At 70.1% G+C, this 21,628-nt stretch carries 18 protein-coding genes; 13 read left to right on the top strand and 5 right to left on the bottom strand.

Features of this window, described 5'->3' with window-relative positions; all coding sequences use genetic code 11:
* Positions 1–57 precede the first annotated feature (57 nt).
* Positions 58–2,166 carry an acyltransferase family protein gene (locus tag PV762_RS14650; protein WP_421035749.1) on the top strand — a complete coding sequence of 703 codons (2,109 nt, stop codon included), beginning with the start codon at positions 58–60 and terminating at the stop codon, positions 2,164–2,166.
* Here the strand turns inward: PV762_RS14650 and PV762_RS14645 are convergent.
* A complete protein-coding gene (locus PV762_RS14645; protein WP_421035748.1) occupies positions 2,113–4,110 on the bottom strand; it encodes a cation:proton antiporter in 1,998 nt (665 codons plus the stop codon). The two genes, PV762_RS14650 and PV762_RS14645, sit on opposite strands and share 54 nt — an antisense overlap.
* Positions 4,111–4,398: 288 nt before the next feature.
* On the opposite strand from PV762_RS14645, the gene PV762_RS14640 reads away from it, so the two are divergent.
* Entirely contained in the window at positions 4,399–5,670 is a 1,272-nt protein-coding gene (locus PV762_RS14640; RefSeq protein WP_297525989.1) for a Glu/Leu/Phe/Val family dehydrogenase, read from the top strand.
* Between the two features lie 79 nt (positions 5,671–5,749).
* On the opposite strand, the gene PV762_RS14635 is transcribed toward PV762_RS14640, so the two are convergent.
* The gene (locus PV762_RS14635; protein WP_421035747.1) at positions 5,750–6,328 is read right to left on the bottom strand and encodes a DJ-1/PfpI family protein; all 579 of its coding nucleotides are present in this window, start codon (positions 6,326–6,328) and stop codon (positions 5,750–5,752) included.
* 69 nt (positions 6,329–6,397) lie between these two features.
* Positions 6,398–7,147, bottom strand: a complete 750-nt coding sequence (locus PV762_RS14630; protein WP_421035746.1) for a phosphatase PAP2 family protein — start codon at positions 7,145–7,147, stop codon at positions 6,398–6,400.
* A gap of 163 nt (positions 7,148–7,310) precedes the next feature.
* On the opposite strand from PV762_RS14630, the gene PV762_RS14625 reads away from it, so the two are divergent.
* The 6 genes from PV762_RS14625 to PV762_RS14600 all read left to right on the top strand — a co-directional run bounded on the left by PV762_RS14625 (position 7,311) and on the right by PV762_RS14600 (position 12,724).
* The gene (locus PV762_RS14625; protein WP_421035745.1) at positions 7,311–7,973 is read left to right on the top strand and encodes a response regulator transcription factor; all 663 of its coding nucleotides are present in this window, start codon (positions 7,311–7,313) and stop codon (positions 7,971–7,973) included.
* A 104-nt stretch (positions 7,974–8,077) separates the two neighbouring features.
* Positions 8,078–9,415: a sensor histidine kinase gene (locus tag PV762_RS14620; RefSeq protein ID WP_421035744.1), complete on the top strand. Its 1,338-nt coding sequence runs from the start codon at positions 8,078–8,080 to the stop codon at positions 9,413–9,415.
* Between the two features lie 30 nt (positions 9,416–9,445).
* Complete coding sequence (locus tag PV762_RS14615; RefSeq protein WP_421035743.1) at positions 9,446–10,435, top strand: KpsF/GutQ family sugar-phosphate isomerase; 990 nt, start codon at positions 9,446–9,448, stop codon at positions 10,433–10,435.
* 44 nt (positions 10,436–10,479) lie between these two features.
* On the top strand, positions 10,480–11,079 hold the full coding sequence (locus tag PV762_RS14610; protein ID WP_421035853.1) for a KdsC family phosphatase: 600 nt from the start codon (positions 10,480–10,482) through the stop codon (positions 11,077–11,079).
* On the top strand, positions 11,079–11,951 hold the full coding sequence (gene lptC / locus PV762_RS14605; protein ID WP_421035742.1) for an LPS export ABC transporter periplasmic protein LptC: 873 nt from the start codon (positions 11,079–11,081) through the stop codon (positions 11,949–11,951). The genes PV762_RS14610 and lptC overlap by 1 nt, the downstream gene beginning before the upstream one ends.
* Entirely contained in the window at positions 11,948–12,724 is a 777-nt protein-coding gene (locus PV762_RS14600) for an SDR family oxidoreductase (RefSeq protein WP_421035741.1), read from the top strand. Before lptC ends, PV762_RS14600 begins: the two co-directional genes overlap by 4 nt.
* Before the next feature lie 86 nt (positions 12,725–12,810).
* Here the strand turns inward: PV762_RS14600 and PV762_RS14595 are convergent, their stop codons facing one another.
* Positions 12,811–13,326 (bottom strand): RNA recognition motif domain-containing protein, encoded by a 516-nt coding sequence (locus PV762_RS14595; RefSeq protein ID WP_421035740.1) that lies wholly within the window; start codon positions 13,324–13,326, stop codon positions 12,811–12,813.
* A 295-nt stretch (positions 13,327–13,621) separates the two neighbouring features.
* Between PV762_RS14595 and PV762_RS14590 the strand changes: the two genes are divergently transcribed.
* The 5 genes from PV762_RS14590 (at position 13,622) to PV762_RS14570 (ending at position 20,126) form a co-directional block, all read left to right on the top strand.
* Positions 13,622–14,572, top strand: coding sequence for a helical backbone metal receptor (locus PV762_RS14590; RefSeq protein ID WP_421035852.1), 951 nt, complete (start codon positions 13,622–13,624; stop codon positions 14,570–14,572).
* 8 nt (positions 14,573–14,580) lie between these two features.
* Complete coding sequence (gene creB / locus PV762_RS14585) at positions 14,581–15,342, top strand: two-component system response regulator CreB (protein WP_421035739.1); 762 nt, start codon at positions 14,581–14,583, stop codon at positions 15,340–15,342.
* A 6-nt stretch (positions 15,343–15,348) separates the two neighbouring features.
* On the top strand, positions 15,349–16,884 hold the full coding sequence (gene creC, locus PV762_RS14580; RefSeq protein WP_421035738.1) for a two-component system sensor histidine kinase CreC: 1,536 nt from the start codon (positions 15,349–15,351) through the stop codon (positions 16,882–16,884).
* A 61-nt stretch (positions 16,885–16,945) separates the two neighbouring features.
* Complete coding sequence (gene creD, locus PV762_RS14575) at positions 16,946–18,352, top strand: cell envelope integrity protein CreD (protein ID WP_421035737.1); 1,407 nt, start codon at positions 16,946–16,948, stop codon at positions 18,350–18,352.
* A gap of 70 nt (positions 18,353–18,422) precedes the next feature.
* A complete protein-coding gene (locus PV762_RS14570; protein WP_421035736.1) occupies positions 18,423–20,126 on the top strand; it encodes a GMC family oxidoreductase in 1,704 nt (567 codons plus the stop codon).
* Here the strand turns inward: PV762_RS14570 and PV762_RS14565 are convergent, their stop codons facing one another.
* The gene (locus PV762_RS14565) at positions 20,127–21,503 is read right to left on the bottom strand and encodes a leucyl aminopeptidase family protein (RefSeq protein ID WP_421035735.1); all 1,377 of its coding nucleotides are present in this window, start codon (positions 21,501–21,503) and stop codon (positions 20,127–20,129) included. It abuts the gene before it with no gap.
* Between the last annotated feature and the right edge of the window lie 125 nt (positions 21,504–21,628).

The following is a 21,628-nucleotide window of genomic DNA, read 5'->3' as shown; positions in this document are numbered from 1 at the left end:
TCTTCCCGTTTCCGTTCTGACGCCTTGGTGACAAGCACTTCTCCGACGCCATCCCCGATGCCTTTCCATCGCCCGCACGGCCCGCATGCGGCCGGTGAAGTCGCGCTGCGCGACGACATCCAGGTCCTGCGTGCGATCGCGGTGCTGTGGGTGCTGCTTTATCACGCGCAGATCCCCGGCGCATCGGGCGGCTACCTCGGCGTCGACATCTTCTTCGTCATCTCCGGCTACCTGATCACGGGGCTGATCCAGCGCGCGTTGCAGCGCGGCGACTTCAGCTTCCGCGCGTTCTACGGGCGACGTGCGCGACGGCTGCTGCCGGCCGCGTATGTCGTGCTCGGCGCGACCCTGCTGGCGGCGCCGTGGGCGCTCAACCGCAGCGAGCAGATCGACTTCGTCGGCCAGTTGCTCGGCGCGCTGGGCTTCGCCAACAACCTCGTGCTATGGAAGCAGACCGGCTACTTCCAGGGGGCGTCGGAACTCAAGCCGTTGCTTCACTTCTGGTCATTGGCGCTGGAAGAGCAGTACTACCTCCTGCTGCCAGCGCTGCTCGTCTTCACGCCATCGCGATGGCGGCTGCACTCCGTCGTCGCGTTGACCGCGGTCAGTCTTGGCATGCTGGTGTGGCGCCAGCCGCTCGACGCGAAGGGAGCGTTCTACCTGCTGCCAATGCGGGCCTGGGAACTCGGCCTGGGCTCGATCGGGGCCATCGCCACGGCGTCCGCGCACGCAGCGCCGTCGACCCGCGCCGATGCCTGGCGCGACAAGGCACGGCCCCTCCTGCGCCTGCTCGCATGGCCGGCCTGGGGGTTGCTGCTCGTTGTGCCGGCGGTGCCTCGCTGGTTCGGCATCTCCCATCCGGGCCCGGCGGCGCTCGTTGTCGGCATGGCGACGCTCGTCCTGCTGATGCGCGAGCCAATGCGGCTACCACGCATCGCCACGCCCTTGATCCGCATCGGCGATGGGTCTTACGCGCTGTACCTCGTGCATTGGCCGCTGCTGGCCTTGCTGCACAACACCTGGGTCGGGCTGAAAACCGAACCGCAGGCGCTGATGGTCTGGCGCGTCGGTGCGGTGCTGTTGGCGTTCCCGCTGGCCTGGGTGCTGCACCGCGCCGTGGAGCGGCCTGCGAAGGCGCGCTTGACGGGCGCGAGAGGGGGGTGGATCCTCGCCGCGGCCACGGTGGCACTGGCTGTCGGCGGCATCGTGCTCGCGTTGCACAAACCGCCACCTGGCGCCATCGACTTCCTTGAGCTACGGAAGGCCAACTATGGCCTGTCGGCCAATTGCGATGTCGAAGAACCCTTCAAAGATCAACCGGACTGCCGCACGCGGACCGGAGCGCGCTGGCTGGTTTGGGGTGACTCCTACGCCATGCACTTGGTGCCGGGGCTGGTGCGCGTCGCGGGCGACCAAGGCTTGGTGCAAGCGACCATGTCTTCCTGCGGTCCCTTTCCCGGAGTGACGCCGGTGCGACCGGATCTGGGACGCGGCCAGACCTTCGCTGCGCCGTGGATCACGCAGTGCCGCGACTTCAACGCCTCGGTGTTGCGCTGGCTGGCCCGACATCCTGAGGTCGGGACGGTGGTGCTTTCCAGCAGGTTGACGGCCTATCTCGACGAGGCGACCTACGAGCTGGAGCGCACGCCGACCGACCCCGATGCGCGCGGACTGCGATTGCGGGACGGGACGGCGATGCGCGCCGCGCTGCTCGACGACATGAGCGAGACCGTGAAGCGGCTGCGTGCGATGGGCAAGCGGGTGATGGTGGTGGCGCCGCCGCCGTCGGCGCCCTTCGACATCGCGGGTTGCCTGGAGCGACGCCAGGCGCGTCGCTGGACGATCGGCGCGACGCCGGGTTGCGTGATCGACGAAGCGGACGATCGCCGCCGCCGCGCCGCCGAACACCGTTTCATCATGGACCTGGCGAAGTCGGATGCGCACCTGCCCGTGCTGCGTTTCGAGCCGCTGCTGTGCGATGGGATGACGTGCCAGGTCGAGCGCGACGGTGTGCCGCTCTACCGGGACCAGGGGCATCTGAGCCACGAGGGTTCGCGGCTGTTGATGCCGGCCGTGATGTCCGAAGCGACCGGCGAAACGCAGATCGCGCTGTCAGCCCACCAGCAGCCCATGTTCCGCGCGCGCGAGGGCTTCGGGAGTCCCTGACACGACGAGCGTGTCGCCCCCCTGGAGCACCAGATCGTCGCTGGCGTCCTTCACCGCACCGTTGGGCCGGCGCACCGACACCACGCTGACGCCCCACGCCAGCAATCCGATCTCCCCGAGCGTGCGCCCTTCCAGGATGCTGGCCATCGGCAGACTGATGGACTGAAGCCGAGCCTGGTCGCGCTCTTCGGACGTGTCGTCGTCCGCGCCATGGAAGTAGCCGCGCAGCAGCCCATAACGACGATCCCGCGCATCCCGTGCGATGCGCAGCACCCGGCGCATCGGCACGCCGACGAGCGCGAGCGCGTGGCTCGCGAGCATCAGCGACCCCTCGATCGCTTCCGGCACCACCTCGGTCGCGCCGGCGGCGCGCAGCTTCTCGAGGTCGGTGTCGTCGATCGTGCGCACCACCACCGGCACATGCGGCGCGTGCCCGCGGACCTCGTGCAGCACCTTCAGCGCCGACGCCGTGTCATGGTACGAGATGACCACCGCGCTCGCCCGCGTCAGGCCGGCGGCGATCAGGCTGGGCAGCCGCGCCGCGTCGCCGAACACGACGCTCTTGCCCGCCGCGGCGGCCTGCCGCACGCGATCGGGATCCAGGTCCAGCGCCATGTAGGGGATGTGCTCGGTCTCCAGCAGCGTCGCCAGGTTCTGGCCGCTGCGTCCGTAGCCGCAGATGATCACGTGGGCGTCGGTCTTGATCGACTTCTTGGCGATCGTCGTCAGCTGCACCGACTGCAGCAGCCAGTCGCTGGCCGACAGCTTCATGACGATGCGGTTGCTGTGCTCGATGATCAGCGGCGTCAGCAGCATCGACAGCACCATGGCCGCCAGCACCGGGCTGACCCACTGCGCCGCGATCAGGTTCTGCTGGGCGCCCAGGGTCAGCAGCACGAAGCCGAATTCGCCCGCCTGCGCCAGATAGAGGCCGGTGCGCAGCGCGACGCCGGTCGGCGCGCGGAACAGCTTGGCCAGCCCCGCCACGAGCACGAATTTCGCCAGCGTCGGCACCAGCGTCAGGATGATCACCAGCGGCCACTGGTAGACCAGCGTCTGCCAGTCCAGGCGCATGCCGATGGTGATGAAGAAGAGCCCCAGCAGCACGTCGTGGAAGGGTCGGATGTCCAGTTCCACCTGATGCTTGTATTCGGTCTCCGCGATCAGCATGCCGGCCACGAACGCGCCCAGCGCCAGCGACAGCCCCGCGTGCTCGGTCAACCAGGCCAGGCCCAGCGTGACCAGCAGCAGGTTCAGCATGAAGAGTTCCTGGCTCTTGCGCCGCGCCACCAGGGTCAGCCACCGCCGCATCAGGTGCTGGCCGCCGGTCAGCAGCAGCACCAGCAGCACGACCGCCTTCAACGCGGCCCAGCCCAGCGATTCGATCATCTCGGCGCCGCTGCCGCCCAGCGCGGGGATCAGCACCAGCAAGGGCACGACGGCCAGATCCTGGAACAGCAGCACGCCGATCACACGCCGGCCGTGTTCGCTTTCCAGCTCCAGCCGTTCGGACATCAGCTTCACGACGATGGCCGTCGAGCTCATCGCCATCGCCGCCCCGAGCGCCAGCGAGCCCTGCCACCCCAGATCCCAGGCCCAGCCCAGCATCCGGAACAGCCAGCGCAGGAAGAGGTTGCCGGCCATCGTCCCGCCGATGGTCACGACCACCTGCAGCAGCCCGAGCCCGAACACCATCGACCGCATGCTGTGCAGCTTGGGGAGGTTGAACTCCAGGCCGATCACGAACATCAGGAACACCACGCCGAATTCGGCCAGATGCTGCACGCCGGGCACGTCGCTGGCGAGCGCCAGCGCGTTCGGACCGATCACCACGCCCACCACCAGATAGCCCAGGATGGGGGGCAGCTTCAGCGAACGGCACACCACCACGCCCAGCACGGCGGCGATCAGATAGATGAGGGTCAGGTCCAGCGCGGTGAGCATGGCGGGGATGGTAATGGGCCGCATCCCCGGGCAGCCCCGGATGGGACAACTCGGCGCGCGGAAGGCGTGCGCGGCCCGGACTCCGTCGCATTCCACACACAGCCCGGCGTCCGCGGGGAGGGATGCGCCCACCCCGCAAGGGGCTTGGCTTTGGTCACTTCCCAGGCGCAAACTAGCTGCCTTATGCATGGGGCGCATGCCCGCATGTGCACTCGGCTTTGCCGCACGTGGCGGACGGGCAGGGCTTCGGGGTACCGTTCGCGCCACCGAAAAGTTACGGAGCATTTCATGCCCAACCTGTCTTTCGTTTCCCCCACGCGCAACAGTCCCTGGGGCACCTACCTGTCCCAGATCGACGCCGTCGAGCCCTACCTGGGCAAGCTGGCCCGCTGGGTGGAAACGCTGCGCCGCCCCAAGCGCGCGCTGATCGTGGACATCCCCATCGAACTCGACAACGGCACCATCGCCCACTTCGAGGGCTACCGTGTTCAGCACAGCCTGACCCGCGGCCCCGGCAAGGGCGGCGTGCGCTACCACCCGGACGTCACGCTGGAAGAAGTGATGGCGCTGTCGGCCTGGATGACGGTCAAGAACGCCGCGGTGAACCTGCCCTACGGCGGCGCGAAGGGCGGCATCCGCCTGGACCCCAAGACGCTGTCGATGAAGGAGCTGGAGAAGGTCACCCGCCGCTACACCAGCGAGATCGGCATGATCATCGGCCCGACGCAGGACATCCCGGCGCCTGACGTGAACACCAACGGCCAGATCATGGCCTGGATGATGGACACGTACTCGATGAACGTCGGCGCGACCGCCACCGGCGTCGTCACCGGCAAGCCGATCGCGCTGGGCGGCTCGCTCGGCCGCGTGGCCGCCACCGGCCGCGGCGTGTTCGTCGTCGGTCGCGAAGCGATGCGCCGCCTGAACGTGAACCTGGAAGGCGCGCGCGTCGCCGTGCAGGGCTTCGGCAACGTGGGGTCGGTGGCCGCCAAGATGTTCGCCGCCAACGGCGCGATCGTCGTCGCGGTGCAGGACCACACCGGCACCATCCTGAACGAGAACGGCCTGGACATGACGGACCTGCTGGACCACGTGGCCCGCACGGGCGGCGTGGGCGGCTTCAAGGGCGCCGACCGCATCGACAACGAGAACTTCTGGGACGTGAAGTCGGACATCCTGATCCCGGCCGCCCTGGAAGGCCAGATCACCGGTGAACGCGCCAAGCGCGTGCAGACCCGCGTCGTCATCGAAGGCGCGAACGGTCCGACCACCCCGGACGGCGACGCCGTGCTGGCCGACCGCGGCATCATCGTCGTCCCCGACGTGATCGCGAACGCGGGCGGCGTGACGGTCTCCTACTTCGAGTGGGTGCAGGACTTCTCGTCGTTCTTCTGGACCGAAGACGAGATCAACGTCCGCCTGGACAAGATCCTCGTCGGCGCGTTCAAGGGCATCTGGGATACCGCGGAACAGCACAAGATCCCGCTGCGCACCGCCGCCTTCACGGTCGCCTGCACGCGGGTCCTGGAAGCGCGCGAAGAGCGCGGTCTGTACCCCTGATCGTCGACCGCGGGTTTCTCGCGGTTACGGAACGACGGGCGCTTCGGCGCCCGTTTTTTCTTGCTGAGGCCAAGCGTTGTCAGTGCGTGATCTTCGTGCCGAGCACCTGCAGGAACTGGGCGATCCACGCGGGATGCGCGGGCCAGGCCGGCGCGGTGACCAGCTTGCCGTCGGTGACGGCCTGGTCGACCGGGATGTCGGCGAAGCTCGCGCCGGCGAGCTCGACCTCCGCCGCGCAGGCGGGGTAGGCCGACACCTTCTTCCCGCGGATGATGCCGGCCGCGGCCAGCAGCTGAGCGCCGTGGCAGATGGCCGCGATCGGCTTGTCCGCCTTCGCGAAGTGCTGCACCAGCGGCAGTACGCCCGGCATCGTGCGCAGGTACTCCGGCGCACGGCCCCCGGGAATCACGAGCGCGTCGTAGTCCTCCGGCTTGATGTCGTCGAAGCTCGCGTTCAAGGTGAAGCGGTGACCCGGCTTCTCCGAGTAGGTCTGCGCACCCTCGAAATCATGGATCGCCGTCAGGACGTGGTCGCCGGCCTTCTTGCCGGGACAGATCGCATGGACCTGGTGGCCCACCGCCTGCAGCGCCTGGAACGGCACCATCAGCTCGTAGTCCTCGACGTAGTCGCCGGCCAGCAGCAGCAGTTTCTTGCCCATGGCATTTCTCCAGAGTCGTTGCAGGAGCGCCGATTCTGGAAGCCCGCGCACGTCAGGGCGATGAATCCGTCATGTACCCGCGTCGGCGTCGCGGGCTCGCAGCCACGGCGCCGAAGCGACAGCGAGCGTCCAGCAGATCCAGCCGGTCCACATCGTGTGGCTGGGGTAATGTGCGCCACGCGCCATCTGGGCGAAGCCATAGAGCGCCCCCATGCCGACCACCGCGCCGAGCGCGCATCGCGCTTGCCGCGGATATGCCCGCCTCAGCATGAAGAAGAGGCTGAAGAAGGCGAAGGCGGAACTCGCATGGCCCGACGGGAAGCAATGACCGGGGCCGCCGTCGCGGATCCCGACGTGCCAGTGCGAGACGTAGTGCGCCACGCCGCCGAACTCGGCGAGATCCCAGGGGCAGCTCGTCGTGCTGCCCTGCTTCATCAACGGGATGAGAATCAGGCTGACCGCTGTCAGCGCCACCGCGCCCCAGCGTTCACGCCGTGTGAGGCCGGGCCACAGCGGGCGGACGGCGTTGATCACGAGCATCAGCGCCAGTCCGGTGGCCATCCAGCGTCCGCCCTGGTGGAGCAGACCGGCGGTCATCCAGTGGTCGCGCAGCGCGAAGCCGTGCGCGTCCGCGAAGAGTCGCACGACGGCGAGGTCCCACCCCGCGAGGTCCCACAGCAGCAGCGCGGCCAGGCCGGCGAGCGCGACCAGCCACCCGCGCCGCAGCGCTGGGAGCGTCATCGCCCCGACGGGCGACAGGACCGGCGTCGCGGACGAACCGGCGCCGAGCGGGAGGGAGGAGAGGGGATGCGGATTCACGGGGCCTGAGTGGGCGCCGCGGCGCTGAAGTCGTCCTGAAGCGAAGCTGAAGGTCGGCTGAAGATCCGCGCCGTATCGCACAGCGGGTCGGGCGCTCGCGCACCATCGCCGCGACTGCTATCTTCCTGGCTCGACGACACGGCCTGAAGGCCGCCCTCACGCCATGCGACTGCTGCTGCTCGAAGACGACGAACTCCTCGGCGAAGGCCTGCGCGATTTCCTGCGCACGGAAGGCCACACGGTGACCTGGGCGCGGCGCCTGTCGGAGGTGCTGCCGCGCCAGCACGAGGAATTCGAGGCGCTGCTGGTCGACTGGCAGCTGCCGGACGGCTCGGGTCTGGACTGGCTGCGCGGCCTGCGCCAGCGCGGCGTGTCGACGCCGGCGCTGATGCTGACGGCGCGCGACCTGCTCGCCGACCGCCTGCAGGGCTTGGACAGCGGCGCCGACGACTACCTGGTGAAGCCCTTCGCGCCGGAGGAACTCGCCGCACGGCTGCGCGCGGTCAGCCGCCGCCATGTGGGCGCGAGCAGCTCGCGGCGCCGGTACGGCGACGTGGTGCTGGACCTCGCCGCCAAGCGCGCGACGCGCGACGGCCAGCCGGTCGAGCTGACCGCCCGCGAATGGGCCGTGCTGGAGGCCCTGGCGCAGCGCGCCGGCCGGCTGTACCCGAAGCGCGACCTGGAGCTGCAGGTGCTCGGCGACGACGCCGAGGTGCTGAGCAATGCGCTGGAGGTCCACGTGTCGAGCCTGCGCCGCAAGCTCGGCCGCGAGTTGATCGAGACCGTGCGCGGCCTGGGTTATCGCCTCGGTCCGGAGGCCGCGTGACATCGCCGGCGCAGGCGACCTCGAGCGCGACCGCGAATGCCGCAGCGGACGCTCCGGTGAACGGTCCCGTCAAGGTGCCCGTGAACGCACCCGTGAACGCACCCGTGAACGCACCCGGAAACGTGCCGGGAAACGTGCCCGGAGGACCGCGCCGCCCGTCGATCGCCGGCCGCCTGGCGCGCCAGCTGCTGCTGATCTCCGCCTTCTGGGCGCTGCTGGCGGGCGTGAGCGTCTGGCTGGTCGTGCAGGAGGAAGTCGACGAGCTGCTGGACGAGACGCTGCAGGCGTCCTCGCAGGTGCTGGGGCAACTGCTGCGGCAGAGCAGCGCGATGCCGGCCGAGATCGCCGACAGCGACGACCTCAGCACCCATTTCGCCTGGCAGTTCGTGGGCGCGGACGGAAAGCTGCTGCACCGCTCGCCGCTGGCGCCGGTGAACGCCTGGAAGCTGCCACCCGGCTTCAGCGACTGGCAGGACGACGGCACCGACGGCGACGATTGGCGCGTCCATGTGCGCCCGCTGTCGACGGTCGCCGGACCCGGCTGGCTGATGGTCGCGCAGACCAGCGCGGAGCGGAAGGAAGTGCGCAGCCGCGTGGGGCTCGCGAGCGCCTTCTCGGCCTTGCTGGTCGGCGGCCTCTGCATGATGTGGATGAACCGGCGCGCGCGGGCGGAACTCGCGCCGCTGGCCGAGCTGTCGAGCGCGCTCGCCGACTACGACCCGCTCGACACCCGCCAGCTGCTGCCCGAGCAGCACCGCCAGGAACTCGCCGGGATCCGCGCCGCGGTGCTGGACCTCGGCCAGCGCCTGGCGCAGCGCGTGGCCAACGAGCGCGCCTTCAGCGCCCATGCGGCGCATGCGCTGCGCACGCCGCTCGCGGGCATGGACGCGCAGCTCGCGATGGCGCTGCGCGAGGCGCCGCCCGAATCGCGCGCCCGGTTGCAGCGCACCCGCGAGGCCGCCGATCGTCTGCGCCGGGTCGTGACCGCGCTGCTGACGCTGTTCCGCACCGGCATGAGCCTGCGCTGGCAGCGCCTGGACCTGATCGAGCTGCTGTCGCTGCTGCCGCTGCCCGACGGCCTGGCGCTGGACCTGCCCGAGGACGAGGCCGCCATCACCGCCGACCCCGACCTGCTCGCCGCGGCGCTGATCAACCTGATCGACAACGCCTGGCGCCATGGCGCCCGGCGGGTGCAACTGCGCCTGCACCGCCAGGCCGACGGCGGCCTGCTGCTGCAGCTGACCGACGACGGCGAAGGCACGGCCGACTGGCAGCGCGTGGATCTCAACGACGCCCTGGAGCGCCAGCAGTACGAAGGCCGCATGGGCCTGGGGCTGATGATGGCCGACCTGGTGGCCCGCGCCCATGGCGGCGACCTGCGCCTGCCCCCCGTGGACAGGGGCTTCGGCGTGGCCATGCGGCTGGGTCCGGCGCCGGACTGAATCGACCCCGGCGGCTACACTTTCGCCCTTATGACGACCCATGCCGCCCTCACCCATTCCCGCGCGCTCGACGTGGCCCGCGCGGCCTTGAAAGTCGAGGCCGACGCGCTGCTCGCGCTCGGTCCGCGCCTCGGCGAATCGTTCGAGCAGGTGATCCGGACCATCCTCGACAGCGCGGGCCGCGTCGTCGTGATGGGCATGGGCAAGAGCGGCCACGTGGGCCGCAAGATCGCCGCCACGCTGGCCTCCACCGGCACGCCCGCGTTCTTCGTCCATCCGGGTGAAGCCAGCCACGGCGACCTCGGCATGGTCACCCCCGGCGACATCGTGCTGGCGCTGTCCAATTCCGGCGAGAGCGACGAGCTCAACGCCATCATCCCGGTGCTCAAGCGCCTGGGCGTCACGCTGATCGGCATGACCGGCGGCCTGTCGTCGTCGCTGGCCAGGCATTCGGACTTCGTGCTGGACTCGCGCGTCGAGCAGGAAGCCTGCCCCCTGAACCTCGCCCCGACGGCCAGCACCACCGCGCAGATCGCGCTGGGCGACGCGCTGGCCGTGGCGTTGCTCGACGCCCGCGGCTTCCGCGCCGAGGACTTCGCCCGCTCGCACCCGGGCGGCTCGCTGGGCCGGCGCCTGCTGACGCACGTGCGCGACCTGATGCGCAGCGGCGACTCGCTGCCCCGCGTCGGCGCGGACATGCCGCTGCTCGACATGATGCGGGTGATGTCGGACAAGGGCCTGGGCTGCGCCGTGCTGGCCGACGCCGACGGCAAGGTCGGCGGCATCTTCACCGACGGCGACCTGCGCCGCCTGATCGAACGCGGCACCGACCTGCGCGGCCTGACCGCCGGGCAGGTGATGCATCCGAATCCGCGCACCGTCGCCGCGGACGCGCTGGCGGTCGTCGCGGCCGACCTGATGGAACAGGCGCGGATCACGCTGGTCCTGGCCGTCGACGAAGAACAGCGCCTGGTCGGCGCGATCAGCATCAACGACCTGATGCGCGCGAAGGTGATCTGATGAGCGGCACGCCCTCCTACACCCCGGGCAACCCGGCGGCGGCGATGCCGGCCGTGGTGCGAGAACTCAAGCCCGCGCTGTCCTTCCCGCCCGAACTGCTGTTGAAGGCGCAGGGACCGGGGCTCGGCCTCAAGGCCGCGATCTTCGACGTCGACGGCGTGCTGACCGACGGCCGCATCTACCTGAGCGAAGCGGGCGAGACGATCAAGGCCTTCGCCACGCTGGACGGCCACGGCATGAAGCTGCTGGCGCAGGGCGGCATCGTGCCCCTCGTGATCACCGGCCGGGACTCGCCGGCGGTGCGGCGTCGGGTGGCCGATCTGGGCCTGCCCCACGCCGTCTACGGCGCGAAGAACAAGCTGGCCGCGGCGCAGCCGCTGCTCGATCAGCTGGGCCTGCATTGGGACGAGGTCGCCGCGATCGGCGACGACTGGCCCGACCTCCCGCTGATGGTGCGCGCGGGCTTCGCCTGCGCGCCGGCGCAGGCCCACGCGGAAGTGAAGGCCGTGGCGCATCACGTGACCGCGGCCGCCGGCGGACACGGTGCCGCGCGCGAATTCTGCGACCTGCTGCTCATGGCCGCCGGCCAGTACGCGCGGCTGCTGCACGGCCACCTCGAGACGCTGGACGGGAGCGGGCACTGATGGCGGCACTCGTTCCGCCGCCGACCGCCCCGCGCCGCCGCGCGCAGCCGCTGGTGTGGCGCCTGCAGTCGATGCTGGCCAGCTACGTGCCGCTGCTGCTGATGGCGGCGCTGGCGGGCTTCACCTGGTGGCTCATCAAGAACACGCCGCAGCTCGAGGCGCCGCGCGAGAAGACCGCGCCCAAGCATGAGCCGGACTACCGGATGAACGGCTTCGAGGTCCAGCGCTTCAGCAGCGACGGGCGGCTCACCGGCCGGATCATCGGCAGCGAGATGCGCCACTACCCGGACACCGACACCCTAGAGATCGACGCGCCGCAGCTGCGCGCCTACGGGAAGCTCGACGAGCTGCTGGTCGCGGACGCGCAGCGCGGCGTGTCCAACGGCGACGGCAGCGAGGTGCAGCTGCTGGGCGACGTGAAAGTCAAGCGCTACCCTGCCGGCGACACGGCGCAGCCGCCCGATCTGGAGCTCTACGGCGAGTTCCTGCACGCCTTCGTGCCGCAGCAGCAGATCCGGTCGCACCTGCCCGCGCGCATCGTCGGCATGGGCGGCGAAATGCAGGTGAAGAGCTTCGTCTACGACCAGTTGACCGGTCGCCTGACCTTCAGCGGCGGCGGTCGCGCGACCTTCGCCGCGCAGCCCGGCGTGCGCCCGTCGCTGCAGCCCGCGAAGGCAGTCTCGAAGGCCGCACAGGCCGCGGAGAAGGGCATGGAGAAGGGCATGGAGAAGGGCACGGAGAAGGGCGTCGCGAAAGCCGCCGGTCCCGGGGCCGCCACCACCACGCCCGGAACCAGCGGCGCGGCCGCCAGGCCACCCGCCCGACCTGCCAAGGCCGCCTCCGGCACCGCGACCTTCATCAGCAAGCCATGACCCGACTCGTCTACATCACCGGTGCTTCCAGCGGCATCGGTCAGGCGCTTGCGCTGCAGTACTACCGCGAGGGCTGGAACCTGGCGCTGGTGGCGCGCCGCGTCGAGGAACTGGCCGACTGGGCCCGGCAGCAGTCCCTGGATGCGTCGCGCTGGCGCGTATACCGCGCCGACGTCAGCGACATCGAGGCGATCGCGGCCACCGGCCGTCGCTGCATCGAGGAGCAAGGCCTGCCCGATGTGGTGATCGCCAACGCCGGCATCAGCATCGGCATGGACACGGCGATCTACGAGGACCTGGCCGTGATGCAGCGCCTCTATGCCACCAACAACATCGGGCTGGCAGCGACCTTCCATCCGTTCATCAGCGCGATGCGGGCGCGACGCAGCGGCACGCTGGTGGGCATCGCCAGCGTCGCGGGTATCCGCGGACTGCCGGGACACGGCGCTTACTGCTCCAGCAAGGCCGCCGTGTTCAGTTATTGCGAGAGCCTGCGCGGGGAATGTCGGCCCGACGGCGTGCAGGTCGTGACGATTGCGCCGGGGTATGTCGATACTCCGCTGACGCGCGAGAACCGCTATGGAATGCCCTTCCTGATGCAGCCGGAGGACTTCGCGCGCAAGGCCTATGCGGCCATCGCGGCGGGGGCGCGGGTGAGATTCATCCCGTGGCAGATGGGCGTCGTGGCGCGGGTCATGCGGCTGTTGCCCGGCGCGGTCTTCGACCGCCTGCTGGCGGGGCGCCCGCGCAAGCATCGCCAGGGCGAGACCTGACCCTGTCCTGAACCCCAATAGAAAAGGCGCTCCGAGGAGCGCCTTTTTCATTGCGAGGCGGGAAGATCCCGCCTGCCGTGCGTGGCTCAGTAGCCGCCGCGACCGCCGCCGTAGCTGCCGCCGCCGCCACCACCGTAGCCGCCGCCACCGCCGGAACGGCCACCGCCGCCGCCGCCGTAGCCGCCGCCACCGGAGCGGCCACCGCCGCCACCACCGTAGCCGCCACCACCGCCGCCGCCGCCGTAACCGCCGCCGCCGCCGTAGCCGCCGCCACCGGAACGGCCACCGCCGCCACCGTAGCCGCCGCCGCCGGAGCGGCCGCCGCCATAGCCGCCACCGCCGCCCGGACGGTCTTCACGCGGACGAGCCACGTTGACGACGATCGCGCGGCCGTCGAGGGCCTGACCGTTCATGCCGTTGATGGCAGCTTGCGCTTCGTCGTCCGTCGCCATTTCCACGAAGCCGAAGCCCTTGGAACGACCGGTTTCACGATCCATCATGACCTTGGCGGAAGTGACGGAGCCGAATGGCGCGAATGCCTCCTGGAGCGTCTCATCTCGCACGCTGTAGGCGAGGTTGCCCACGTATAGCTTGTTTCCCATGGGGGAAGCCCTTTCAAAACCAAATAACCCAATGTGCTGCTTCAACCCATCGTGAACCACTCATACGAAGGCGCTGCATTCAGGCGATCCGATTATGTGTGACAGGATTGGCGGTTCGCAACGCGTCAAGCTGTTTGTTGTTTTTCAGCTTATGCGCACAAACCCGAGCAGTGTCCAAGGCGCTCAACAATCTCCGCCTCCGACGTCTTGGTGGGGCAAATCAGACTCCTGAGACGATCGATTCGTGATCGGTGTTTTCCACTATGCGGATGCAACACTGCTTAAATCGCACAGGATGTCGCCCATCGCCCCGCAAATCCCCCTTCCGGACGAGGTGCCCGCCGCGCCGCGCCTGCGCATCGTCTCGCTCGTGCCGTCGGTGACGGAACTGCTGTTCGCACTTGGATTGGGCCCCTGGATCGTCGGGCGTACCGGTTTTTGCATTCACCCTGCGACAGCGGTGTCAGCAATATCAAAGATCGGTGGAACCAAGGACGTCAACCTCCCCAAGTTGCTGGCGCTCAGCCCCAGCCATGTGGTGGTGAATGTGGATGAGAACCGCCTCGACACCGTGGAGGCCCTGCGCGACAAGATCCCCCATTTGGTGGTGACTCACCCCTGCGCACCGGAAGACAACCTCACCCTGATCGCCCAGATCGTCGAGATGGTGGAGGTTTTTGCCGCCGAACTGGGGGTCAGGTCTGAACCTTCCGGCAGAAAAGATGTCCTGGAAAGCGAAGCGCTCTACTCCGAAGCCCCGCTGCCGGATGTCCCCGAACTCCGCGACCGGGCGGAGCGCCTCGCGAAGGCGCTGCGCGGCGAACTCGCCGCCTGCCGGTCGTTCCGCGCCGATCTTCCGCTGGAGCCGCCCGGACGACGGGTGCTCTACCTGATCTGGCGTGCGCCGTGGATGACCGTGGCGCGGGACACCTACATCGCGCGCATGCTTGCCGAGGTGGGCTGGCAGACCTGGCCGCCGGTCGAGGGCGGCTCGCACGGGGCCGCGCGTTATCCGGTCGTGATCGGCGACGAAGCCTGGCTGGCGGACGTCGACGAACTGCTGCTCAGTTCCGAGCCCTACCGCTTCGGTGAGGCGCATCTGGCCGAAGCGCAGGCGCTCTGCCCGAACGCCCGCGTCCGGCTGGTCGATGGCGAACTGATCAGCTGGTACGGCCCGCGCGCCGCCGAGGGCCTGCGCTACCTCCGCGGGCTGGCCGGAGCAAGGCGCCCCGCAACTCCGCGATGATCGCGGACATGAGCACGTCTTCCGCCGCCACGTCGCCTGTGTCGTCTTCCTCGTCATCCTCCTCTCCCGCATCGCCGCCGCCCGCACCTTTCGCGGGCCAGGTCCTGCTGGTGGAGGACGACCCCGCGATCGCCCAGACCGTCTGCTTCGTGCTGGAGCGCGAGGGCTACCGCGTCCGCGCCTGCGGCTGGGTGCACGAGGCGCGTTCGGCGCTGGCCGCGCAGGCGACGGATCTGGTGATCCTCGACGTCGGCCTGCCGGACGGCAACGGCCTGGACCTGTGCCGGGAACTCCGCCGGGGCCCGCTGGCGCGTCTGCCGGTGCTGATCCTCAGCGCCCGCAGCGAGGAAGGCGACAAGGTGCTGGGCCTGGAGCTGGGCGCCGACGACTACCTCGCCAAGCCCTTCAGCAATCGGGAACTCGTCGCCCGGGTGCGGGCGCTCCTGCGCCGCGCCCAGGCGCCGGCGGAACCGGCCGCGCCCGCGGTCGCGGGTTTCGTCGTCGAGGCCGACGGCTCCCGCGTCCGCTTCCACGGCGAGCTCCTGCCGCTGACGCGCCGCGAACTGGGCCTGATGCTGCGCCTGCTGAAGGCGCCCGGACGCATCCACAGCCGCGACAGCCTGCTGGACGCCGTCTGGGGCATGGACGCCGACAGCGGCGACCGCACCGTGGACACCCACATCAAGACGCTGCGCGCCAAGCTGCGCCAGGTCCGGCCCGACCTCGACCCGATCCGCACGCACCGCGGCATGGGCTACTCGCTGGAGTGACGGCGGATGCGCCTCGGCCTGCGGCTCTTCCTCGGCTTCTTCCTGGTGGCGGGCCTCAGCGCCTTCATCCTGCTGCGCGTCGTGCTGGGCGAATTCAAGCCCAGCGTGCGCGAGGTGATGGAGGACATGATGGTGGACACCGCCAACCTGGTGGCTGAGCTGGCGCGCGACGAGCTCGCCGCGATGCCGCCCGGCGGCGACCTGACCGGCACCCGCTTCGCGCAGCGGGTGCGCGACTATGCCGAGCGGCCGGTCGACGCGCGCATCCTCACCGCCCGCAAGCGTTCGCTGGACTTCCGGATCTACGTGACGGACGCGGCCGGACGCGTCGTGCTGGACACCAGCCCGATCCCGGCCGTCGGCCAGGACTATTCGGCCTGGAACGACGTGGCCCGCACCCTGCGCGGCGAGTACGGCGCGCGCTCGACGCCGGAACTGCTGAAGCCCTACATCAATGCCGACGCGCTCGGCAACGGTCGGGACGGGCAGGGCAGTCCGGTGATGTACGTGGCCGCGCCGGTGCGCATGGACGGGCGCACGATCGGTGTCGTCACCGTCGCCAAGCCGGCCGCGGCCGTGCAGCAGATCATCTACCGCGCCGAGCGCCGCATCTGGATCGCCGGCCTGGGCCTGCTGGCGGTGTCGCTCGCGGTCGGCGTGGCGGTGACCGCGTGGATGATCCTCACCGTGCGGCGCCTGCGGCGTTATGCGCAGGAGGTGCAGCTCGGCCAGCGTCAGACGCCACCGAAGGTGCCGGGGGAACTGGGCGATCTGGCCCAGGCGATGGATGCGATGCGCGAGCGGCTCGATGGGCGGGAGCATCTCGAGCACCTGGTGCGCGCGCTGACGCACGAGCTCAAGAGTCCGCTGGCCGCGCTGCGCGGCGCCGGCGAGCTGCTCCAGGAGGACCTGCCGCACGCCGACCGGCAACGCTTCGCCGCCCAGGTGGTGTCGCAGAGCGAGCGGCTGACGGAACTGGTCGAACGCCTGCTCGCGCTCTCCACGCTGGAGCTGCGGCGCGGGCCGGAGCATCCGCGCCCGGTGGCGCTCGCGGGCGCGGTCGACGAGGCACTGGCGCTGCTCGGCGATCGACTGGCGCAACAGGGGCTGACGGTGCGCTGGCTGCGGCGCGACGCGGTGGAGCTGCAGGCCGACCCGGAGATGCTGGCGCTGGCCATCAGCAACCTGCTGACGAACGCGATCGACTTCGCGCCGGCCGGCTCGGAGTTGTCGCTGCAGGTCGGCATCGCGTCCGCGACCGGTGGGACGGACGGTGCGAAGGATCACGGTCCCCGTGCCTTCTTCGAGCTGCGGGACCACGGCCCCGGCGTGCCGGCGGGCGCGTTCGCCCAACTGGGCGAGCGCTTCTTCTCGACGGCCCGTCCGGGCAGCCTGCGCAAAGGGTCCGGCCTGGGCCTGGCCATCGTTCGCCAGATCGCCGGCCTGCACCGCGGCGAATTGAGCTTCGAACCGGCCCAGCCCGGACTGCGTGTGCGGCTCGCCTTCCCGCTCTTCACCGTCGCCTCACAAACTTCGTCCTGAACTCACCGCCGCTGCCGAGACTGCCGCCTTCCGTGGATCGCCGAGGGGCGAGGAGAAGGAGATGCAGATGAAGGCGTTGTGGTGGAAGCTGGTGATCCTGGGCGGCGTGACGCTGCTCCTGATGGTCGTGCTGATGCGCATCGGCTGGCTCGTCGATGAGCGCCAGGGGCGGCAGCGCGCCGCGGAGGCCGGCGTCGCCGCGGCGCAGGCGGGACCACAGGTCCTGCTGGGCCCCGTCGTGCAACGCAACTGCACCGAGGAGTGGGGCATCGTCGCCGCCAATGGCGCGCCGAGCACCGCGCGACGCGACTTCATCGTGTCGGCGATGCCGGCCGAACTCTCGGTGGACGGCACGCTCAACCAGGAGCCGCGCCGACGCGGACTGTTCAAGATCAACGCCTACGCCGCACAGGTGGCGATGCAGGCGCGCTGGCACTCGCTGGAGGCGCTGACGCCGAAGGCGGAGCACGCCGGCAGGCTCCAGTGCGACGCCCCGCGCGTCGTCGTGGCGGTCAGCGATTCACGCGGACTGCGCGTGGTCGGCATCAAGCGCGGTGAGGCGCCGCTGGCGGTGCGCCCCGGCACCCGCAACGACAGCTATCCGCGCGGTCTGCACGCGGTGCTGCCCGAACAGCCGCTGACCGAACCGTTGACGCTGTCCGTGGCCATGAACCTGATCGGCATGACCGATTTCGGCGTGGTGCCGGCCGCGTCGGCGACGCAGGTCAAGCTGCGCGCCGACTGGCCGCATCCGAGCTTCGGCGGCCGCTTCCTGCCGGTGTCGAGCACGAGAGACGCCAAAGGCTTCGAGGCCAGCTGGCAGGTGTCGGAACTCGCCACCACCGCGCTGCGAGACGTCGCGGCCGGACGCGCACTGCCCGGCATCGATCGCGATCCGGAGGCCGGCGGCTATCCGGCCGCGCCGACGGGCGACGCAAAGAACGCATCGATCGCCGACACGCTGGCGTTCTCGATGATCGACCCGGTCAACCCCTACGTGATGAGCGACCGCGCCATCAAGTACGGCCTGATGTTCATCGTGCTCACCTTCGTCAGCGTCGGTCTGCAGGCGCTGCTGGCCCGCCGCCGCGTGCACCCGGTGCAATACCTGCTCGTGGGCCTGGCGATGACGCTGTTCTTCCTGCTGCTGCTCAGCCTGTCCGAACACCTGAGCTTCGCGCTGTCCTATGCGCTGGCGGCGGGGGCGGCGATCGGATTGCTGACCTTCTACGGCGCGGCCATGCTCGGCACGGCGCTGCGCGGACTGGGCTTCGGCGCGCTGGTGGCGGTGCTCTATGGCGCGCTGTTCATCCTGCTGAACCTGGAGAAGGCCTCGCTGGTGGTCGGCGCCTCGCTGCTCTTCGCGGTCCTGGCGGCGGTGATGGCGCTGACGCGACGCATCGACTGGTACGCGCTGAACGGGCGCACTGCGGAGCAGCCGGAAGAAGAGGCCATCGGCTCTTGGTGACAACGTGGTTGCCGGCCGCCCGCGGCTCGGTCAGCATGGGTCTTCACAGACCCATCACGACAAGAGAGACATGGGCGGAGACAACCCAAGCACTGACCGCGACGCGGCGCCCGAGACCGCCTCGGGCCGCTTCGACTACATCATCGTGGGCGCCGGCACCGCCGGCTGCCTGCTCGCCAACCGGCTGAGCGCCGACACGTCCAAGCGCGTGCTGCTGCTCGAAGCCGGCGGCCGCGACGACTACCACTGGATCCACATCCCCGTCGGCTACCTGTACTGCATCGGCAATCCGCGCACGGACTGGCTGTTCAGGACGGAGCCCGACGCCGGCCTGAACGGACGCAGCCTGCGTTATCCGCGCGGCAAGGTGCTGGGCGGGTGCTCGAGCATCAACGGGATGATCTACATGCGGGGCCAGTCGCGCGACTACGACGGCTGGGCCGCGGCGACCGGCGACGACGCCTGGCGCTGGGACGCGGTGCTGCCGCACTTCCGGGAGCACGAGGATCATTGGCGTCTGGACGAGGGAGCCGAGCGGCCGCCCGGTTTCGACCCGGCCCTGCACGGGCACGGCGGGGAGTGGCGCGTCGAGAAGCAGCGGCTCCGCTGGGCGGTGCTGGACGCGTTCGCGGCGGCGGCGCAAGAGGCCGGCATCCCCGCGACGTCCGACTTCAATCGCGGCAACAACGAGGGCGTGGGCTACTTCGAGGTCAACCAGCGCAACGGCTGGCGCTGGAACACGGCGAAGGCCTTCCTGCGGCCGGCCTGCTACCGGCGTCCCAATTTCGAGATGTGGACGGGCGCGCACACGCAGCGGCTGCTGTTCGGGCAGGCCGACGGCGCGGTCCGCTGCGACGGCGTGCTGGTGCGCACGCCCCACGGTCTGGAGACCGTCCGCCTGAACCCGGGCGGCGAGGTGCTGCTCGCGGCCGGCGCGATCGGTTCACCGCAACTGCTGCAGCTGTCGGGCCTCGGGCCGGCGGCGCTGCTGCAACGGCACGGCCTCGAGGTCGTGAAGGACCTGCCCGGCGTCGGCGCCAACCTGCAGGACCACCTGCAGATCCGCGCGGTCTTCCAGGTCGACGGCGTCAGCACGCTCAACACGCTGGCGTCGAGCTGGTTCGGCAAGGCCAGGATCGGGCTGGAGTACGCGCTGCGCCGCACCGGTCCGATGAGCATGGCGCCCTCGCAGCTCGGCGCCTTCGCGAAAAGCGGTCCCGACAAGGATTGGCCCGATCTGGAGTACCACGTGCAGCCGCTGTCGCTGGACGCGTTCGGCGAGCCGCTGCATGCGTTCAATGCGTTCACGGCGAGCGTCTGCAACCTGAATCCGACCAGCCGCGGCACGGTCGCGATCCGCAGCGCGGATGCGGCCGACGCGCCGTCGATCGCGCCCAACTACCTGAGCACCGCCGAGGACCGGGAGATCGCCGCGCGCAGCCTGCGGCTGACGCGGCGCATCGTCGAGCAGCCGGCGCTGTCGCGCTACCGGCCGCGCGAGCACAAGCCCGGCGTCGAATTCCAGACCGATGAGGAACTGGCCCGGCTGGCCGGCGACATCGCGACGACCATCTTCCATCCGGTCGGCACCTGCCGCATGGGCCGGGCCGACGACGAGGGCGCCGTCGTCGACAGCCGCCTGCGCGTGCGCGGGGTGTCGGGCCTGCGCGTCATCGACGCCAGCGTCATGCCGACGATCACCAGCGGGAACACGAATTCGCCCACGCTGATGATCGCGGAGCGCGCTGCCGCCTGGCTGCGCGCGGGCGAGTGATCACGCGCTGAAGCGTTCCTCGAGGTAGGCCAGCAGCGTGCGGATCGTCTGGGCCTCGCCGCCGACCGGGCGGCCCGGGCGCGCGATGTCGTTCCAGGCGAACAGGTCGATGTGCAGCCAGTCCTGTTCGGCCGGAACGAAGGCTTCCAGGAACAGCGCCGCGTTGATCGCGCCGCCCAGCGCGTTGCGGCCGGTGTTCACGATGTCGGCGATGCTGGAGGTGATGCCTTCCTTGTAGGGCGCCCACAGCGGCAGGTGCCACAGCGGGTCGTCCATCTTCAGGCCCAGGTCGACCAGGTCGCGCGCCGTGTCCATGTGTCTGGTGAACAGCGCCGGCAGCTGCGCGCCCAGCGCGATGCGGGCCGCGCCGGTCAACGTGGCCAGGTCGATGATCAGCTCGGGTTTGCACTCGACGGCATAGGCCAGCGCGTCGCACAGGATCACGCGGCCTTCGGCGTCGGTGTTGCCGATCTCGATGTGCAGGCCGGCGCGGGTCTTGATCACGTCGCCCGGACGGTAGGCGTTGCCGCTGATCGAGTTCTCCACCGCCGGGATCAGCACCTGCAGGCGCACCGGCAGCTTCAGCGCCATGATCAGCGTGGCCAGGCCCAGCGTGTTGGCCGCCCCGCCCATGTCCTTCTTCATCTGGCGCATGCCGTCGGCGGGCTTGATGTCCAGGCCGCCGGTGTCGAAGCACACGCCCTTGCCGACCAGCGTCAGCCGCGGATGCTTGTCGCTGCCCCAGTTCAGCTCGATCAGGCGCGGCGCGCGGGTGCTGGCGCGGCCGACGGCGTGGATCGCCGGAAAGTTCTTCTTCAGCAGGTCGTCGCCGACGATCTCCTTGAACTTCGCGCCGTGCTGCTTGCCGACGACGGCCGCAGCCTTGGACAGCTCGTCGGGGCCCATGTGCTCGGCGGGCGTGTTGACCAGGTCGCGCACCGCAGTCATCGCGGTGGCGATCGCCAGGCCACGCTGGCCGTCCGGGCTGCTCTTGATCAGCAGTTGCGCCGGCTGGCGCTTGCGCGGCTTGTAGAGGTCGAACTGGTAGCAGCCCAGTTCCCAGGACAGCGCGGCGGCCTCGTCCTGCAGCGGCAGGCCGTCGGGCGACAGGGTGTAGGCGCCTTCAGGCAGCGCGAGCGGCAGCGCCGACAGCCCGAACGGGTGGGCGGCGTGCGCCACACCGGCGAAGACCTGCGCGAGCTTGCCGTCCTCGCCCGGCACCAGGGCGAAGGTGTCCGGCGCGGCGGAGAAGCCCAGGGTCGCGAGCCATTGCTGGGTGCGCTTGGGCAGCTTGGGCGCGAGGGCCTGGTAGGCGGCGCGGTCCAGCGCCAGGATGGGCGTGGCGAGAGCCACCGAGTTCTTGAATTGGACGTTCATCGATGCACCGGTTCGCCGTGGGTCGCACGGGCTGCCGGCCTTGGGGGTGGCGGTGAGCCATTCTCGCTCGCCCTCCCTCCGGGCACCTTTCGGCATGTATCACGCCCGCTCCAGCAGCCGGGAGA

Source organism: Mitsuaria sp. CC2, from assembly GCF_048957715.1.
Taxonomy (GTDB): Bacteria; Pseudomonadota; Gammaproteobacteria; order Burkholderiales; family Burkholderiaceae_C; genus Roseateles.
This window is presented reverse-complemented; position numbering and strand designations above follow the sequence as displayed.

Bases quoted from the DNA above. Each gene is read 5' to 3' on its own strand.
- PV762_RS14650 (WP_421035749.1), top strand. From the start codon at position 58: ATGCCTTTCCATCGCCCGCACGGCCCGCATGCGGCCGGTGAAGTCGCG.
- PV762_RS14645 (WP_421035748.1), bottom strand. From the start codon at position 4,110: ATGCTCACCGCGCTGGACCTGACCCTCATCTATCTGATCGCCGCCGTG.
- PV762_RS14640 (WP_297525989.1), top strand. From the start codon at position 4,399: ATGCCCAACCTGTCTTTCGTTTCCCCCACGCGCAACAGTCCCTGGGGC.
- PV762_RS14635 (WP_421035747.1), bottom strand. From the start codon at position 6,328: ATGGGCAAGAAACTGCTGCTGCTGGCCGGCGACTACGTCGAGGACTAC.
- PV762_RS14625 (WP_421035745.1), top strand. From the start codon at position 7,311: ATGCGACTGCTGCTGCTCGAAGACGACGAACTCCTCGGCGAAGGCCTG.
- PV762_RS14615 (WP_421035743.1), top strand. From the start codon at position 9,446: ATGACGACCCATGCCGCCCTCACCCATTCCCGCGCGCTCGACGTGGCC.
- PV762_RS14610 (WP_421035853.1), top strand. From the start codon at position 10,480: ATGCCGGCCGTGGTGCGAGAACTCAAGCCCGCGCTGTCCTTCCCGCCC.
- lptC (WP_421035742.1), top strand. From the start codon at position 11,079: ATGGCGGCACTCGTTCCGCCGCCGACCGCCCCGCGCCGCCGCGCGCAG.
- PV762_RS14600 (WP_421035741.1), top strand. From the start codon at position 11,948: ATGACCCGACTCGTCTACATCACCGGTGCTTCCAGCGGCATCGGTCAG.
- PV762_RS14595 (WP_421035740.1), bottom strand. From the start codon at position 13,326: ATGGGAAACAAGCTATACGTGGGCAACCTCGCCTACAGCGTGCGAGAT.
- PV762_RS14590 (WP_421035852.1), top strand. From the start codon at position 13,622: ATGTCGCCCATCGCCCCGCAAATCCCCCTTCCGGACGAGGTGCCCGCC.
- creB (WP_421035739.1), top strand. From the start codon at position 14,581: ATGAGCACGTCTTCCGCCGCCACGTCGCCTGTGTCGTCTTCCTCGTCA.
- creC (WP_421035738.1), top strand. From the start codon at position 15,349: ATGCGCCTCGGCCTGCGGCTCTTCCTCGGCTTCTTCCTGGTGGCGGGC.
- creD (WP_421035737.1), top strand. From the start codon at position 16,946: ATGCAGATGAAGGCGTTGTGGTGGAAGCTGGTGATCCTGGGCGGCGTG.
- PV762_RS14570 (WP_421035736.1), top strand. From the start codon at position 18,423: ATGGGCGGAGACAACCCAAGCACTGACCGCGACGCGGCGCCCGAGACC.
- PV762_RS14565 (WP_421035735.1), bottom strand. From the start codon at position 21,503: ATGAACGTCCAATTCAAGAACTCGGTGGCTCTCGCCACGCCCATCCTG.